Here is a 16,138-nt window from a genome sequence, read left to right as displayed (position 1 = left end):
CAATGCAATCCGAGGCGCTCCGTCAGATCCTCCATCTGGATTACGCTCCTAAGCTTCCGCAGGACAAAACGAAAGGAATCGGCATCGTAGGGGCGGGAGAAATCGTAAAAACCTGTCATCTGCCCGCTTACCGCATGGCGGGGTTCAACGTCGTCGGCGTGTTCGATTCCGACTTGGGCCGAGCGGAGGCGCTCGCCCGGCAATTCGGTATCCCGAAGTCGTATCGATCGCTGGAAGAGCTGCTAAGCGACCGCAGCGTCCAGTTCGCGGATATCGCCGTACCCGCCAAATACCAGCCGCGGATTGCCGCCGAAGCCGCCGCCGCCGGAAAACACGTGCTGTGCCAAAAGCCGCTGGCGGAGCAGTATGCGGAAGCGGCCGCGCTCGTCACCGCCTTCTCCAAGGCGGGAGTGAAAGGGGCCGTCAATCAGCAGATGCGCTGGGCTCCGTCGATGGGTGCGAGCCGAACCATCGTCAGCCGGGGGTGGATCGGCGAGCCGGTCCAAGCCTCCATTCAGGTTAACGTAAGAACGCAGTGGGAGCAGTGGGAGTGGCTGACCCGTATGGAGACGCTGGAGATCATGTATCACAGTTTGCATTATTTGGACGCCATTCGGTATGTGCTCGGCCTCGTTCCGGAATCGATCTACGCCGACGGCGCTCGCTTCCCCGGTCAGCCATATGTCGGGGAAACCCGGACGCTCCTGCATATTAAATTCCCCGGGGAAGCCCGCGGCCTCGTTTTCGACAGCCACAACAACCGCCAACCTCAAGACGATTGGTTTGCGACATTTCGGTTCGAAGGGACGGAGGGGGTCGTGAAAGGAACGAACGGGGCGCTTTACAACTATCCCGTGGGGCGGGAAGATACGCTGAGCTTTTATTCCGAGCGGCTGGCTGCGGGGTACTTATTTACGCCTGCGTTGGAGGGACGTTGGTTTCCTCACGCGTTCATGGGGCCGATGAGCGAGTTGATGCTGTCGGTCGAGGAAAATCGGGAGCCCTCGAACAGCTTGCGGGATAATCTCACTACGCTGAAGATGGTATTCGCGGCTTACCGCTCCATGGAGGAAAACCGCGCGGTGCGGCTCGCGGAAATCGAATAGCTCCTCGATCGTCACGAATAGGCGGATCCGCGCGGATCCGCCCTCTCTTTTTGGTGCGAGCCATTTTGCGCACGTGAACAATATTAAGAATTTTCCGTCGAAGTCTTTTATTTTTTATTAAATCCTGTTACTTTAAAATCATCGATTATGATCCCTAGTTAGGATATGGAGGATCGATTTTGACTAACAAAAAGAGCCTACAGTTCCAGCACGAGCTTTTTGACCGTCTTGTCGAGCAGGTTCCTACAGGGATTCTCTTGGTGTCATTCGATGGAACGATTACGAAAATCAACGCATCGGCCGCCCGGTTGCTCGGATATTCCCCCCACGAATTACTTCATCGCCATCTTAAAGAGATGGTATGTCCCCTTGATCTGCAGGTCCATCAACAGCATGTCGAACAAGTGCAAGAGGCAACGCCCCACGACAAACCGCATATGCTTCGCCTGATCCACAGGGAAGGTCATCCCATTTGGGTATTGGTGAATGTTTCCGTAATGAACGGATGCGGCGGGGAGTCGTGCTTTCTTTACAATTTGATGGACATCAGCGCCCATTTGCTTTACGAACAACAGTACCGTTTGTTGACCGAGCATTCGGTCGATGTAATCACTCGCCACAAACCGGATGGAAGCTATACATTTGTAAGCGCTTCATGCAAGTCGCATCTTGGGTACGAGCCGGATGAAATGCGGTCGATATTCCCTTATGATATCTTTCACCCCGAAGATATCCCGCTTATTATGGAGAGCCACGGAAATATACTCAAGGACCTCCAAATGACCAATTGCGTGTATCGAATTCTCCATAAAGACGGCATCTATGTTTGGTTCGAATCGGTAGGGAAGGCGATTAAGAACGAGAAAGGGGAAGTTACGGAGCTGCTTTTGTTCTCTCGTAACATATCCGACCGCATGCAAACGGAACAGCTGCTGCGCAAAGCCGAACAGCTGTCCGTTCTTGGGGAACTGGCCGCGGGCATCGCCCACGAAATCCGAAACCCTCTGACCACGATCAAAGGCTTCATCTCCTTGATGAAAGAGTCGAGCTCCGGAAAGTACAGCCAGTATCATGATATTCTGCTCAGCGAGATCGAACGGATCGAAGAGATTACCAATGAATTTTTGATGGTCGCGAAGCCGCAGGCGGTATCCTTCCAAAAAGCCGATATCGTAAGCCTCGTGAAAGCCGCCTCGAAGCTGCTGGAACCGCAGGCGACCTTGAACAATGTGCAAATCGAGGTGAAAACCGATTTCGATCCGGAATACATCTACGGTGAAGGGAATCATTTGAAGCAGGCGTTTACCAATATTATTAAAAATGCTATTGAAGCTCTGCCAGACGGCGGAACGGTTCGCATCAAGCTGTCTCGAACGAACGATGGCCAAGCGGTTATTACGATAAACGACGACGGATGCGGGATTCCTGCGGATCGGCTGGCACATCTTGGAGAGCCGTTCTATAGTCTCAAGGGGAAAGGCACGGGGCTCGGTCTTATGATTTGTTTTAAGATCGTCAAGGAGCACAATGGCACGATTCAGATCGAGAGCCGAGTCAACGAGGGGACGACGGTTACCGTTAAGCTTCCTATTCAACAATGATGTGCGGATTCCGGATGGTCGCCTACGAACGGCATCATGATCGTAACTCCCAACCGCTCCCATGCGGTTGTCTTTTTGTGTATCATGCAACTCTGTAGTTGCTTATCCTTGACAAGCAACCAACGGGTTGCGTATACTCGAAATATGACGAAGGATAGAGATGTTATATTCAAAGCGCTTGCCGACTCGACGCGGCGGCTTATGTTAGACGAATTATGCGAACGCAACGAGATGACGCTGTATGAGCTTTCGGTGCGTCTCATTATGAAGCACGACATTCCCATCACGCGTCAGGCGATCGCAAAGCATCTTGCCCTCTTGGAAGATGCAGGGCTCGTCAAGTCCGTAAAGAAGGGGAAGTTTCGAATTTTACGATTCAACAACGAACCGCTTAAAAATTTGCTGAACGGATGGATTGAGTAAGCCGTAACGCTGACCATAACAAAGGAGGGAAACGAGTTGAACATTATTATTACGAGTTTATTCGTTCAAGATCAAGACAAGGCATTGCAGTTTTATACGGAAACGCTGGGTTTTGTAAAGAAGCATGACGTTCCTATGGGGAAATTTAGGTGGATTACGTTGGTTTCTCCCGAAAACCAAGAAGGTACCGAGTTGTTGCTCGAACCGAATGACCATCCGGCCGCCAAAGAGTATCAAAAGAAAATTTTTTCCGACGGCATCCCCGCAACGATGTTCGGCGTCGCAGATCTCCATAAAGAATACAATCGATTACTGGAAAGCGGCGTAAGATTTACCATACAGCCAACCACAATGGGCGAATTCACGATAGCGGTTTTCGACGATACGTGCGGGAATCTCATTCAGCTCATACAGAAGTAACGGACACTTCCCCCAGACGAAAATATCATTTCTGTTGAAGAGCCATCTTATTAGGCAAATGCTAATAAGATGGCTCTTTCGTTGGAACGTTTAAATACATGTTTGAATAATCTGCATCGATATGATATTTTTACATTCAAACGAATATGAGAATGTGTGGTGCCGAACATGAGCGACGTTTGCGATGTGTTTTGTTACGACGAGGAGAAGGTCTCCCGGCTGAAGCAGGAACTAGCCTCTTACGATACGCTTGGGATGACGAAGATTTTTAAGGCCTTAGCGGATGATACGCGCGCGAAAATCGCACTTATGCTCTGTCGAACGGATGAGCTGTGCGTCTGCGATGTTGCGAACATCATCGGGACGACGATCCCGAATGCATCGCATCATTTGCGATTGCTGCGGAACCTCGGCCTCGCGAAGTATCGAAAGGAAGGCAAGCTCGTTTTTTACTCTTTGGATGACGAACATGTCAAACAACTGATATGGATGGCTTTACAGCATAGCATGGAAAACAAAATACTCGTGTAAAAGGAGCGAAACCCGATGAGTCGCGAAGATCGAAAGGATTCATGTTGCGGCGCTCCGAGTACAGCGGCTGGCAGCAGATCTACCTATAAAAGTTTGGATTTCACATTGGTTCCTCCATCCCCAAAAGCAGACGAGAAACAGGCATCCTCTTGTTGCTCGGGTGACGAAGCCGGCATTCAAACTGCGGAGGGGAATAATGCGGGAACCCCCTGTTGCGCTGCGGGGAAGAAAGAAACCGGCGGGCAGCAGAGAACTTACACCATCACCGGCATGGACTGCCCATCCTGTGCCAATACCATCGTGAAAGGGCTAAAGAACGTTCCCGCCATCCAAGACGTAACCGTAAATTTTAACACTTCGAAAATGCAGGTATACGCCGACGACGCGGCTGCGTTCGATCGGATTCCGGGAGAAGTGAAGAAATTAGGTTTTGCGGCGGAAGAGGTGCGGACGGCTGGATCGGCCTTGCAGTTCTACGAGATCGAAGGGATGGACTGCGGCTCTTGCGCACTCACCATTGAAAATCATCTGAAGAAACTGCCGAACGTAAAACAGGTCGAGGTCAACTTCTCGACGGGGAAAATGCGCATCGAGCACGATGACTCGATCGAGGATATTGTCAAAGAAGTTGCCAAAATCGGCTACAAAGCAACGCCCGCCTCTAGGAAACGGAAAACGGCGACGGAAGGGAGGGCGAACTCCTCCGGGAATGCGTTAATTACGTTGTCCGGCGTTACGCTGCTTCTGGGCTTCGTCGGATCGTTCACCGGCGTCTCTCCAACCGTTACGACATTCCTGTATTTGGTTTCCATGATCGCAGGGGGGTATAAGCCGGTAAAGAGCGCCTATTATGCACTGAAGAGCCGTTCCTTGGATATGAACGTCTTGATGAGCGCTGCGGCGATCGGGGCGGCACTGATCGGAGAATGGTTCGAGGGCGCTACAGTCGTATGGTTATTCGGAGTCGGCAACGTGCTGCAGAACCGATCGATCGATAAAACGAGAGAGTCCATCCGGAAGTTAATGGATTTGACGCCGCCGGAAGCTTGGGTGCAAAAGCCTGAGGGATTGGTGCGCGTCCCGGTGGAGGATGTCGCCGTCGGCCAGACGGTCGTCGTAAAGCCTGGGGAACGAATCCCGCTGGATGGGGAAGTGAGGAAAGGAACTTCCACCGTAAACCAAGCGCCCATCACGGGAGAGTCCATTCCCGTCGACAAGCAACAAGGCGACTTCGTTTACGCAGGCACGATTAACGAAGAGGGTTCGTTAGAAATCCGCGTGACGAAGTTAGTCGAAGATACAACGGTCGCAAAAATCATTCAGCTTGTTGAAGAAGCGCAGGAGAAGAAGGCGCCAACGGAGGCGTTCGTCGATCGGTTTGCGTCAATTTATACTCCAGTCGTCTTTCTTGTCGCGCTGCTTGTGATCGGGTTTCCTCCATTGCTCGGCTGGGGGACGCGGGCGGAATGGTTTTATCGCGGATTAGAGCTTCTTGTCGTTGCCTGTCCATGCGCTCTCGTGATTTCTACGCCTGTAGCGATCGTATCGGCGATCGGCAACGCCGCCAAAAACGGCGTTTTGATCAAAGGCGGCGCCTTCCTCGAAATCGCAGGGAAGATCGATGCGATCGCGTTCGATAAGACGGGAACGTTAACGGAAGGCAAGCCGAAAGTGACCTTCGTTGAAGCGTATGGCGTGCCGGAGCAAACGGTTTTGTCGATCGCGCGGACGTTAGAGGAGCAATCGAAGCATCCGATCGCGCAAGCGATTGTACAGCATGCTGTTCGGAAAAGCATTCCGATGCGGGAAGGAGAAGGATTCCGAGCCATTGTCGGGAAAGGCGTACAAGCGACGATCGACGGAACGGAATACTTCGCCGGCAATTTGAAGCTGTTCCAAGAAATGAACGTACCGATCGGTCCCGTTCTGGCGAAATCAGCGCAGCTTCAGAACGAAGGGAATTCGCTGGTGCTGGTCGGCACCCGTGATTCGCTGATCGGCATGATCGCCGTTGCGGATACCATCCGCGGCGTTACGGTTGACGCGGTGTCGAAGCTGAAAGGGGCGGGCGTCCGAGAGCTTATTATGCTGACCGGCGATAATGAAGGGACCGCGAAGAACATTTCTTCGCAGGCCGGGGTTACCCGTTATTTCGCCGATTTGCTCCCGGAGCAAAAGGTGGACGCCGTAAAGCAAATGCAGCAAGAAGGCTATAAGGTCGCTATGGTCGGCGATGGAATTAACGACGCTCCTGCACTCGCGACGGCCGATCTCGGAATTGCGATGGGAGGAGCGGGAACCGATACCGCGATGGAGACCGCCGATATCGTCCTTATGGCCGATAATCTGGAGAAGCTGCCGCATACGATCCGTCTGAGTCGGCAAGCCACGACCATTATTAAGCAAAACATCGTATTCTCTCTGGTCGTCAAATTCATTGCCTTGGCGTTGATTTTCCCGGGTTGGCTTACGCTGTGGCTCGCTGTATTAAGCGACACAGGGGCCGCGATCCTCGTCATCCTGAACAGCATGAGGCTGCTTGCGTTAAAAGAAAAGTAGTAAACGAAGGAGCAGGAGCCGAAGTCATCGCTTCTGCTCTGACTACGTTTATCGGCAGGAGGAATTTGAGATGACGAAGATTCGCCGTGTAGATGTTCTCGTCATTGGCGGAGGACAAGCCGGACTGGCTGTCGGGTATTATCTGAAACAAATGCAAAGGGATTTTCTTATATTGGACCGAGGACGCCGGACAGGGGAAACGTGGAGGACTCGATACGATTCATTAAAGTTGTTCACGCCGCGGTGGTTCAGCAGTCTTCCGGGGTTGCCGCTTAACGGAGATCGGGAAGGGTATGCCCTGAAGGATGAAATTGCGAATTATTTAGCATTATACAGTGAAACATTCGCACTTCCGATCCTGCACCAAACCGAAGTCACCTGCTTGACCCGCGTTGAAGAAGGGTGGTTTATCGTAGAGACCAATCGCGGAACGATGGCCGCGAATCGGATCATTGTGGCCACAGGTCCTTTTCAAAACCCTTCGATTCCACCGTTCTCGAAGCAACTTCCCGGGAACATCGTGCAGCTGCACTCCTCGGAGTATCGGAACCCTGATGAACTCCAAGCAGGAAACGCGATTGTCGTCGGCGGAGGAAATTCCGGCGCTCAAATTGCAGTGGAGCTTTCGTTTGCAGGTAAATCTACAGCTATATCGATCGGCCATCATGTAAAATTCCTTCCGATTACTTTCCTGGGAAAGAGCATTTTTCATTGGATGGGGAAGGCCGGAATTTATACGTGTGCAGCGGATTCTCCGTTCGGGAAATGGCTTCGAAAACAGCCGGACCCCATCTTCGGGTTCGAATTGAAAAGATCCATTCGTCAAAGCTTGATCCAATCCTACCCAAGAGTTGTCGGGGTTGAGGGGGAATCGCTCGTGTTTCATGACGGCCGGAAACGTACATTCCAAAATATTATTTGGGCTACGGGGTTCGCGTCGGATTACGGTTGGATACAAATTGCCGGAGCAAGAGATGAGGGTGGAAAACCCCTTCATTTTCGAGGAGTAAGCCCCATCCCAGGGTTATATTTTCTGGGCCTTCCGTGGCAGCGGAACCGGAGTTCCGCTCTCCTAGGCGGGGTGGGTGAGGATGCACGATACATCGTTCACTATATGTAGATTGCGGGGAATTAATTTATTTCTTGACAGTACGGGCGGAACTGTGAATAATTGGATGTAAGTAAGTACTTACAAACAGGGGGCAGGAACGATTCGTGAGCCAAGCGCCTAGCACCGGGGATAAATTGATTTTGGCGGCGATTGACCTGATCGCGGAACAGGGGTACGACGGTACGACGACGAAGGAGATCGCCGCGGCGGCCGGAGTGAGCGAAGTGACGCTGTTTCGGCATTTCGGCAGCAAACAGGCGCTGCTCGTCGCAGCGTTCGAACGGTATCATTACGCCGGCGAAATGACGAAGCTGTTCAACGAGCGCCTAACGTGGGACGTTCGGACGGATTTGATTTTGATCGGCCGGACGTATCATGCGATCATGAACCGGAACCGGAAGCTGATCAACATCGCGCAAAAGGGCGGCAGCCGGCTGCCCGAGGAAGTGCGCGAGCAAGCTTCGCAGCATCCGGTCCAGCTGAAGAAGCTGCTGACGAACTACTTCGGGACGCTCCTCGAACAAGGGAAAATCGCCCCGATCGATCCGGAAATGACGGCCATGTCGTTCATGTGGATGAACTTAGGGGCGTTCAGCAGCAACTTATTGAAGTCGTCGAACTCGGACGTTACGCTCGATACGTTTATCGAGCATAGCGTCGATCTTTTCGCTAGGGCGCTGTCTCCCTAGTTTTTTCTTGCACAGGGTGTAAGTAAGTACTTACAAACATTTAATGAAAGGATGTCGTCCGCATGGAGATTTCATCCAAAGAACTTGCCGGCCGCCGCATTATGCACGTCATGCTGATCACCGCCGTCTTCAGCGCGATGAGCGTGCTCACGTTTAATATCGTACTGCCGGAACTGAGAGCGGAATTTCGGATCAACTTGGCGCAGGCGAGTTGGCTTTCTTCCGGCTATCTTCTCGTATATGCGCTCGGAAGCGTCTTTTATGGAAAACTGGCGAATCGATACCGACTGAAAAATTTGGTAACCTTCGGGCTGATCGCCTTCGCCGTCGGCTCGCTGATCGGCTTCGCGTCGACGTCGTTCTGGCAGGCGTTGGCCGGCCGTCTCTTGCAGGCGGCAGGCGCGGCGGTCGTTCCGGCGGCGGCGATGCTTATTCCGATCCGTTACTTTCCGCCGGAGCGGCGGGGCGGGGCGATGAGCATGACCGCCGCCGGTTTGGCGCTCGGCACCGCGCTCGGACCCGTCGCGGCCGCGCTGCTGCTCGCCGTCTTGGATTGGCGCTGGCTGTTCGTTCCGCCCGTCTTCGTTCTGGCATTGGTGCCGTTTTTCCGAAAATACGTGAACGACGAGCCCGACCCGAATCCCGGGAAGCTCGATTGGACCGGCGGCGCACTGCTTGCCGCTACGGTCGCGCTCGCGCTGCTCGGCGCAACCTATTTGTCGGAATGGCTGTTCGCGGCGGCGGGCTTGATGCTTTGCCTGCTTGTTTGGAGGCTTTCGACCGCGTCCGAACCGTTCGTGCAGCCGGTATTGTTTCGGAACCGGAGCTTCTCGAGCGGATTGGCGATGGCAGCCCTGATTTCCTGCGTCTCGAGCGGCATGGCGTTGCTGCCTCCGGTGCTGCTCGCCGACGTCTACGGACTCGGGTCCGAATGGATCGGTTTTGCGCTCGTACCGGCCGCCACCGTTTCGTTCGCGCTGAGCCGCACGGGCGGGAAGCTGGCGGACCGGAGAGGGAACGCCAGCCTGTACACGCTCGCCTCCGGGTTGATCATGTTCTGTTCCGCACTGCTCGCTGCGTTTTCCGGCGCGGCGCCCGTTTGGACGATTCCGCTGTTTCTGATTTTCGGCAACGTCGGCCAAACGTTCATCCAAGTCGCCATCTCCAATTCGTTGTCCAAGACGCTGCCGAAAGAGCAGGCCGGCATCGGCATGGGGCTGTTTTCTATGACTATCTTTATCGCCGGCGGTATGGCCGCGATCGTTTACGGATTGCTGCTCGAGATGGATGCACCCGGATGGAGTCCGCTCGCTGCGGGCGCGAACGCCGGGATGTACGCCAACGTATTTTTAGGCTTCCTAATTGTACACGCAGGACTGCTGGCGTTCTACCGAATGCGGTTCGATCCGAGCAGACGTTCCGAGCCTCGGCTGTTGGCCGTAAGGAGGTAATGGCGTCATGACGAAAGCGAACGGAACGGCGCTGATCGATACGGTTCGTTCCTGGCCCGGCGTGGAGCTGCGACCGCACCGGTTCGGCGGAACGGAATTCGTCTTGAACGGGAAGGAGATCGGCCATATTCACGGCGTGTCTTTGGTCGATTCTATCCTGCCGAAACATGCGTGCGACGAAGCGATCAGGCTCGGCAAAGCGGTGCCGCACCACGTTCTGCCGGAATCGAACTGGGTCTCGGTTCATCTGCGTTCGGAGACGGACGTTCAACACGCGCTTGAGCTGCTTCGTTACAAGTATGATCTGTTGATTTCTTCGGAGGCATAGGCAGACGAGGCTTCCCGAATCGGTCGGGGGCCTCGTTCCAGAGGAGTTTATTAACGATAAATCATGACCCGCTTGCGGTGATGATTTATTTCTGTTAGTATCGTTTCATAGCTAACGAACATATGGAGGTGGTCGTATCCATCTAATCAATGACGAAGGCGACCTGCTGCCAGAAGAGAAAGAAACGATCCAAAGGTTAACCAGTGTACCGATGGAGAAGCTCGACGTTAATGCGATTTCCATAGCGACAAACATCTATAGAATAGCTCAAGGTCTAAGGAACAAGATGGAGCGCGAGGTACTTTCAAGCCATGGACTGTCATGGACAGCGTTTTCCATACTTTATGACCTTTGGATATGGAAGTCTATGGAGACAAGGAAGCTAGCGGAGTCGGCCGGAGTTTCGAAAGCGACGATCAGCAACATTACGAACACGCTGGAGCGGAAAGGGTTTTGTTTCAGAAAGCAAGACAGTCAGGACAAAAGATTAACTTTCGTAACGATAACCGACAAAGGCGTCATTGCCATGGAGGAACTTTACCCGTTGTTCCACAAAGGCGAAGTGGAATTAGTCTCCATGCTTAGCGCCGACGAACGAACATTTATGTCCGGCTTGCTTCGGATCGTCGTTCGGGAAAATGGTTTCGATAAAACCGAATAGATGTCAAAGCGATGATTGGGAATGAAGTAGTCGTTATCTCCCTGTAACAGAGAGTCGGTGGCCGGTGCGAATCGACACAAAGATAACGGGCGAAATACAATCCAGGAGCTTTCTTTGCCGTTGCGCGGCAAGGACGGACGAGCCGTTATTCGTGAAGTGGAAGAATGAACGTTCTTCAACAAGGGTGGCACCGCGTGATAAACCACGTCCCTTTCCGGGATGTGGTTTTTTATTATCTTTAGGAGGAATACTTGGTGAGAAATCTTCTCGAGCAACTGACGGATGAACAATTGGCCGAAGTAAAGAGACAACTGGATATGTACACGCAAGGGGTAGAAGACATTATTCCAACGGAAGAATTAGAATGGAAAATTGCGAAATCCGTTTCGGAAAACCGTCCGTTACGAATTAAACTCGGATTGGACCCGTCCGCCCCCGACGTGCATCTGGGACACACAGTCGTACTGAAAAAATTGAAGCAATTTCAGGACAATGGCCATTTGATCCAATTGATCATTGGCGATTTCACGGGGAAAATCGGCGATCCGACAGGCAAAAGCACGGCCCGGACGCAATTGACGGACGAAGAGGTAAAGCATAATGCTAAAACGTACTTCGAGCAATTCGGCAAAATTATCGATATGGATCGAGTCGAGCTTCACTACAACTCAAAGTGGTTGTCGTCCCTGCAGTTTGAAGATGTGCTTCGGTTAGCAGGGAAAATTACAGTGGCAAGACTGATGGAACGTGACGATTTTGAAGAACGCATTGCTTTAGGGAAGCCCATCTCCTTGCATGAATTTTTCTACCCTGTTATGCAAGGGTACGACTCTGTCGTATTGGAAAGCGACATTGAGCTGGGAGGAACCGACCAACACTTTAATATTTTGATGGGCAGACATTTCCAAGAGCGTTTCGGGAAAGAGAAACAGGTCGCGCTGCTCATGCCGCTCTTGGAAGGACTTGACGGAGTAGAGAAGATGTCGAAGTCCAAGAAAAATTACATCGGCATCGACGAAGAACCGAAGGCGATGTACGGAAAAACAATGTCCGTTCCCGATCACCTGATGTTGAAGTATTTTGAATTGGTTACGGACTTGACCGCTGCCGAAGTGCAAACCATTAAGACGAATATAGAAACGGGAAAGTTACACCCAAGGGACGCCAAGATGATGCTCGCCAAAACGATCGTTACCATGTACTGCGGGGCGGTTGAAGCGGAGAAAGCGGAACAAGATTTCGTTACTGTATTCCAACAAGGCGGTACACCCGAATTCGTCCCTGCCATGAAGTGGGGAAAACGGGAAGCCCCGCTTCTAGACGCTTTGGTGGAATTGAACCTATTGAAATCAAAAAGCGAGGCGAGAAGAATGATCGAACATCGAGGGGTACGGGTAAATGGGGAAATCGTAACGGATCTTCAGTTCCGGCTCAACGCGGTGGACGAACCCCTTCTCCAAGTCGGTAAACGAGTGTTCGTACGCCTCGCGCCGTAAAAATGCGGAACCCTCTATCAAAGAAAAATCGTTAATGCCGGGAGCTCTCGATTGTATATAATAGGTTAATAGTCTTACAGACTAATTGACTAATTGCAGAGACAGGGGCACGCCGGTATGAGGACCTTCGCAGGAAAGCCGCTGAGCACGGTCATGGCGCGTATTTCGGAGGACAAGGAGGAGTACGGCAAAGTAGGTTTATTGTTCATTTATCTGCTCTTCGTTTCCGCCGCTTCGACGGTGGGACGGACGGCGGCGGATGCGCTGTTTTTGACTTACTTCGATTCATCCGTTCTATCGAAAATGTATTTGCCGCAAGCCGCGGCTTTGATCGCAACGGGCATGTTGTTCCAGCGATACGGATCGCGCGTTCGCTTGGATCGGCTCCTTTATGTGCTTATTCCTTCGCTCGCTCTTGCCGTCCTGCTCACGCGGGCCGGCATCGGGCTGGAGGTCGCTTGGGTTTTACCATTCATTTACGTCGCTTACGATGTTTTTAATTTCCTAATGATCGTCTGCTTTTGGCAATTCGTGTCCGCTGTGCTTGATCAGCGGAAAGCAAAGCGAATGATCGGTTGGGTCGGAAGCGGGGGCATCGTCGGCGGAATCGTAAGCGGTTTCGGATTGAAGCTGGCGGTTGCATGGACAGGAACAGCAAATTTGATTTTTGTTTACGCGGCGCTTCAGCTGCTCGCTCTGGCGATCGTCCACCGCTTGATTCGTCGATCCGGCAATCGGGAGGAAGCGTTCGGCGGCTCGGCGAAGGCGGCGCCCCGCAAAGCTTCGGTCGCCGCGAAGAGACGGCAGAGCGAGGGCGGGGCGGTCGGGTTGTTTCAAGCCGTACCGCATCTGACCTATGTGGCGATCATGTCCGCGGCGTTGATCTTGGCGCTTACTTTCGTGGATTACCAATTCAAAGTCATTCTAAGGAACGAATTGAGCGACGAGCAATTGGCCGGTTTCATGGGCGGCTTCCACGGCGTCGCCGGATTGTTGGCATTGCTGGTGCAGCTGTTCGTCGCGGGCAAGACCATATCTCGGTTCGGCGTCACGACCGCGATTCTCGTCTTTCCTGTCGTCCTTCTCGCGGGAAGCGCCGGGTTGTTGCTGTTTCCGGTCTTGGCGATGGCGGTCGTGGTGAAAGGCAGCGACAAAGTCGTAGGCGATACGATCAATTCCTCGGTCAATCAGCTCATTATGTTCCCCATCGCGCCGGAATGGCGGAACAAGGCGAAGAGCTTCCTGGACGGCATCGTTCGGAACGGCGCGAAAGGGGCGGCGGCGATTGGCATCATGTTCCTCTCGCCGTTCCTCTCGGAACGGGCGTTCGCCGCGATCATTATCGGGCTGCTCGTTGTCAGCATCGCGGCGGCGATCCGGATCAAGGGCGGCTACTTGCGAATGCTGCTCGCCTCATTGCAAACGAATCAAGCGAGACACGACGAGGCGGAAATCGACTTCATGGATCCGGCCAGTAAGCAGCTGCTCGCAGAGGCGCTCCGCAGCCCTCGCAAACAGCAAGCGCTGTACGCGTTTCGGGTACTCGGGAGGATGGATAGCTTCGATCTAGCGCCATATCTTCCGGGGCTCCTCGCGCATCCTTCGGAGGAAGTCGCGATCGAGGCGCTGCGTTATATCGAACGGCATAAACCGCTGGGTATGGAAAGCGAAGTGGAGCGCCTCCTTTCCCGCGATCGAGTGCGCTCCCACGCTGTGATGGCGTTGGCGGCCTTCGCGAAAGAGGAACATTTCGGCCGTCTTACAGCTGCTTTGCAGGACCCGGACTTGCAGATCAAATCGAGCGCCATCGCGGGGCTAATCAAGTACTATGGCATCGAAGGCATGTTCGAAGCGGTAGACGCATTAAAGTGGTTGTTAGACAGCGAGGACGACGAAGAACGGTCGGCCGTAGCAGCGCTCTTCGGGAGCATCGGCATTAAGGAGTTCCATAAGCCGTTGATTCCGTTGCTGCAAGACCCGTCGACCCGCGTTCGCAAACAGGCGCTTCGATCCGCGGGCGTTCTGCAGGTACCGGAGTTGATCGCGTTCTTGGTTCCCCTCGTGGACCAGGGCGCTACGCGGAAGGATGCCATCGATGCATTGGCGGCTTATGATGAGAAGACGCTGATTCCGATGCTGCAGCCGTATTTCGCCCAAGATTCGGCTCCGTTGCACTTGCTTGCCGTATTCGAGCGCAAGGCGACGCCGGCGGCAATGAGCCTATTGATAGACATGTACCCGACCTCCGGCTTCGAGATAAAAAATCGGTTGCTGGAAGCGCTGAGCCGCATGCGTCGGGGGAATGAACCGACCGAAGCGCAGAAGCATCGGTTACAACACATCTTCTTGGAAGAAACTTCGTTGTACTGGAACATGACCGAACGGTTGGCAGGACTTTCGGCAATCGAAGGTTATAAAGAAATGGTCGACGTCGGCATTCAATCCAGAAGCGTCATCGCTTGGCGTTTGTTTCAAGTTCTCGGGCTGATGTACGACGCTGCGACGATTCGTTCCGTGTATGCCGGTTGGCGAAGCGGCGAGGCGCGGCAGCAAGCCAATGCGATGGAAGTCGCAGATCAGGTGACGCAAGGCGCCGTCCGCCTCGAGTTGGCCAGAGTCATGAGCGACAGCGGCGCGATCCCGCCGGCTGCGCGTTCGGAACACCATATCAAGGAACAGGTGGATTGGTTGAGCATGCAGGACGACGCATGGCTCCGCCAAGTGATCCGTCATTCGCGAGGAGAGGACGAAACAGGCGAGCTTCAGGAGCATATGGAGCGTATTCGGCAGTTGCGGAACTACAGCTTGTTCCAGGACCTCGCAAGCCGCGACCTGTCCGAATTGGCGGCGCTGCTGACCGAGATTCGGGTCAAGCCGGACGAATATATATTTACAAGGCATGACCCAGGAAATTCTCTCTACCTCGTGCGGAGCGGAAAGGTAGGATTATACCGGGACGGCGTCAAGCTGTCGGAGCGCAAGGCGAACGAATCCTTCGGGAAATCCGGCTTGCTCGTCGAACGCGAACGTTCGGCGGATGCGAAGGCGGATACGGATGTCGTCGTATTGGCGCTCCGCTCGGAGGATTTCTACGAGGCCATGTTCGACCGTTCGTCGATCGCGATTGAAATGATGAAACGGTTGTCGCGCCGGCTGAGGGATTTGTTGGCTCGGCAGCAAGGAGGCTCGCAGGTTTCGGCGCAGGCGCGCCGCGGATCGGAGGCTGAAGCCGTCCGGGAGGCGGCTGTCGCAACCGCTGATGAAGCCAAATCGGATTCGATTCTGCGACGCGTACTCATTTTGCAGCACATCGACTTGTTCTCGCATCTGGCGGAGGAAGATCTCATGCAGCTGGCACAGTTGGTAGACGAAGTGGAGCTGGAGGCGGGCGAATCGATCTGCCGTACGGGCGATTACGGAGATACGTTGTACGGCATCATCGAAGGCTCTGTGAAGGTTCATCGCGAAGATATGACGTTTGCCGTGTTGGGCGAGGGCGATTGCTTCGGCGAAATGGCAATCCTGGACAGCGGTCCGAGGTCCGCCGATTGTTCGGCGATCGAACCGACCCTGCTGCTCGAATTGCATAAAGAGCAGGTCTTTTCGTTATGCTTTCAAAACATGGACGTCCTACGGGGCATGATGCAGGTGATGGGAGAACGAATAAAGGACTTAACGGAGTAGAAGGATCTGAACGGAACCCGCCAACAGATGGCGGGTTTTGTTTGAATGCGGACAGAACCTTAAATGTTCCAAATGTTG

Annotated in this window: 13 protein-coding genes and 1 other annotated feature; all 13 genes read left to right on the top strand. The window is 53.5% G+C overall.

The window, feature by feature from the left end:
- Positions 1–2: 2 nt before the first annotated feature.
- The 13 genes from VE009_RS23795 to VE009_RS23735 all read left to right on the top strand — a co-directional run bounded on the left by VE009_RS23795 (position 3) and on the right by VE009_RS23735 (position 16,060).
- Positions 3–1,106 (top strand): Gfo/Idh/MocA family oxidoreductase, encoded by a 1,104-nt coding sequence (locus tag VE009_RS23795; protein WP_325012026.1) that lies wholly within the window; start codon positions 3–5, stop codon positions 1,104–1,106.
- Positions 1,107–1,285: 179 nt separating this feature from the next.
- Positions 1,286–2,707: a PAS domain S-box protein gene (locus tag VE009_RS23790; protein WP_325012024.1), complete on the top strand. Its 1,422-nt coding sequence runs from the start codon at positions 1,286–1,288 to the stop codon at positions 2,705–2,707.
- Between the two features lie 144 nt (positions 2,708–2,851).
- Complete coding sequence (locus tag VE009_RS23785; protein ID WP_325012022.1) at positions 2,852–3,130, top strand: metalloregulator ArsR/SmtB family transcription factor; 279 nt, start codon at positions 2,852–2,854, stop codon at positions 3,128–3,130.
- Between the two features lie 36 nt (positions 3,131–3,166).
- Positions 3,167–3,550, top strand: coding sequence for a VOC family protein (locus VE009_RS23780; RefSeq protein WP_325012021.1), 384 nt, complete (start codon positions 3,167–3,169; stop codon positions 3,548–3,550).
- A 168-nt stretch (positions 3,551–3,718) separates the two neighbouring features.
- Positions 3,719–4,081 carry a metalloregulator ArsR/SmtB family transcription factor gene (locus VE009_RS23775; protein ID WP_325012019.1) on the top strand — a complete coding sequence of 121 codons (363 nt, stop codon included), beginning with the start codon at positions 3,719–3,721 and terminating at the stop codon, positions 4,079–4,081.
- 15 nt (positions 4,082–4,096) lie between these two features.
- Positions 4,097–6,640: a heavy metal translocating P-type ATPase gene (locus tag VE009_RS23770; protein ID WP_325012017.1), complete on the top strand. Its 2,544-nt coding sequence runs from the start codon at positions 4,097–4,099 to the stop codon at positions 6,638–6,640.
- 70 nt (positions 6,641–6,710) lie between these two features.
- A complete protein-coding gene (locus tag VE009_RS23765) occupies positions 6,711–7,760 on the top strand; it encodes an NAD(P)/FAD-dependent oxidoreductase (RefSeq protein ID WP_325012016.1) in 1,050 nt (349 codons plus the stop codon).
- Positions 7,761–7,891: 131 nt separating this feature from the next.
- A complete protein-coding gene (locus VE009_RS23760; protein WP_414694929.1) occupies positions 7,892–8,440 on the top strand; it encodes a TetR/AcrR family transcriptional regulator in 549 nt (182 codons plus the stop codon).
- 62 nt (positions 8,441–8,502) lie between these two features.
- Positions 8,503–9,891 (top strand): MFS transporter, encoded by a 1,389-nt coding sequence (locus tag VE009_RS23755; protein ID WP_325012012.1) that lies wholly within the window; start codon positions 8,503–8,505, stop codon positions 9,889–9,891.
- 7 nt (positions 9,892–9,898) lie between these two features.
- A complete protein-coding gene (locus VE009_RS23750) occupies positions 9,899–10,219 on the top strand; it encodes a luciferase family protein (protein ID WP_325012010.1) in 321 nt (106 codons plus the stop codon).
- A gap of 211 nt (positions 10,220–10,430) precedes the next feature.
- The gene (locus VE009_RS23745; RefSeq protein WP_325012008.1) at positions 10,431–10,880 is read left to right on the top strand and encodes a MarR family transcriptional regulator; all 450 of its coding nucleotides are present in this window, start codon (positions 10,431–10,433) and stop codon (positions 10,878–10,880) included.
- 2 nt (positions 10,881–10,882) lie between these two features.
- Positions 10,883–11,095: a binding site (T-box leader), on the top strand.
- Positions 11,096–11,134: 39 nt separating this feature from the next.
- A complete protein-coding gene (gene tyrS / locus VE009_RS23740; protein ID WP_414694926.1) occupies positions 11,135–12,376 on the top strand; it encodes a tyrosine--tRNA ligase in 1,242 nt (413 codons plus the stop codon).
- Between the two features lie 117 nt (positions 12,377–12,493).
- Positions 12,494–16,060, top strand: a complete 3,567-nt coding sequence (locus tag VE009_RS23735) for an Npt1/Npt2 family nucleotide transporter (RefSeq protein ID WP_325012006.1) — start codon at positions 12,494–12,496, stop codon at positions 16,058–16,060.
- Positions 16,061–16,138: the final 78 nt, after the last annotated feature.

The sequence above is a fragment of the Paenibacillus sp. genome (assembly GCF_035645195.1).
Lineage (GTDB): Bacteria > Bacillota > Bacilli > Paenibacillales > YIM-B00363 > Paenibacillus_AE.
Note: the sequence above shows the minus strand (reverse complement) of the source record. Positions and strands in the feature narration are given on the sequence as shown.

Coding starts and splice junctions, on each gene's coding strand:
- VE009_RS23765 (WP_325012016.1), top strand. CDS start 6,711: ATGACGAAGATTCGCCGTGTAGATGTTCTCGTCATTGGCGGAGGACAA.
- VE009_RS23735 (WP_325012006.1), top strand. CDS start 12,494: ATGAGGACCTTCGCAGGAAAGCCGCTGAGCACGGTCATGGCGCGTATT.
- VE009_RS23755 (WP_325012012.1), top strand. CDS start 8,503: ATGGAGATTTCATCCAAAGAACTTGCCGGCCGCCGCATTATGCACGTC.
- VE009_RS23795 (WP_325012026.1), top strand. CDS start 3: ATGCAATCCGAGGCGCTCCGTCAGATCCTCCATCTGGATTACGCTCCT.
- VE009_RS23770 (WP_325012017.1), top strand. CDS start 4,097: ATGAGTCGCGAAGATCGAAAGGATTCATGTTGCGGCGCTCCGAGTACA.
- VE009_RS23775 (WP_325012019.1), top strand. CDS start 3,719: ATGAGCGACGTTTGCGATGTGTTTTGTTACGACGAGGAGAAGGTCTCC.
- VE009_RS23745 (WP_325012008.1), top strand. CDS start 10,431: ATGGAGAAGCTCGACGTTAATGCGATTTCCATAGCGACAAACATCTAT.
- VE009_RS23750 (WP_325012010.1), top strand. CDS start 9,899: ATGACGAAAGCGAACGGAACGGCGCTGATCGATACGGTTCGTTCCTGG.
- VE009_RS23785 (WP_325012022.1), top strand. CDS start 2,852: ATGACGAAGGATAGAGATGTTATATTCAAAGCGCTTGCCGACTCGACG.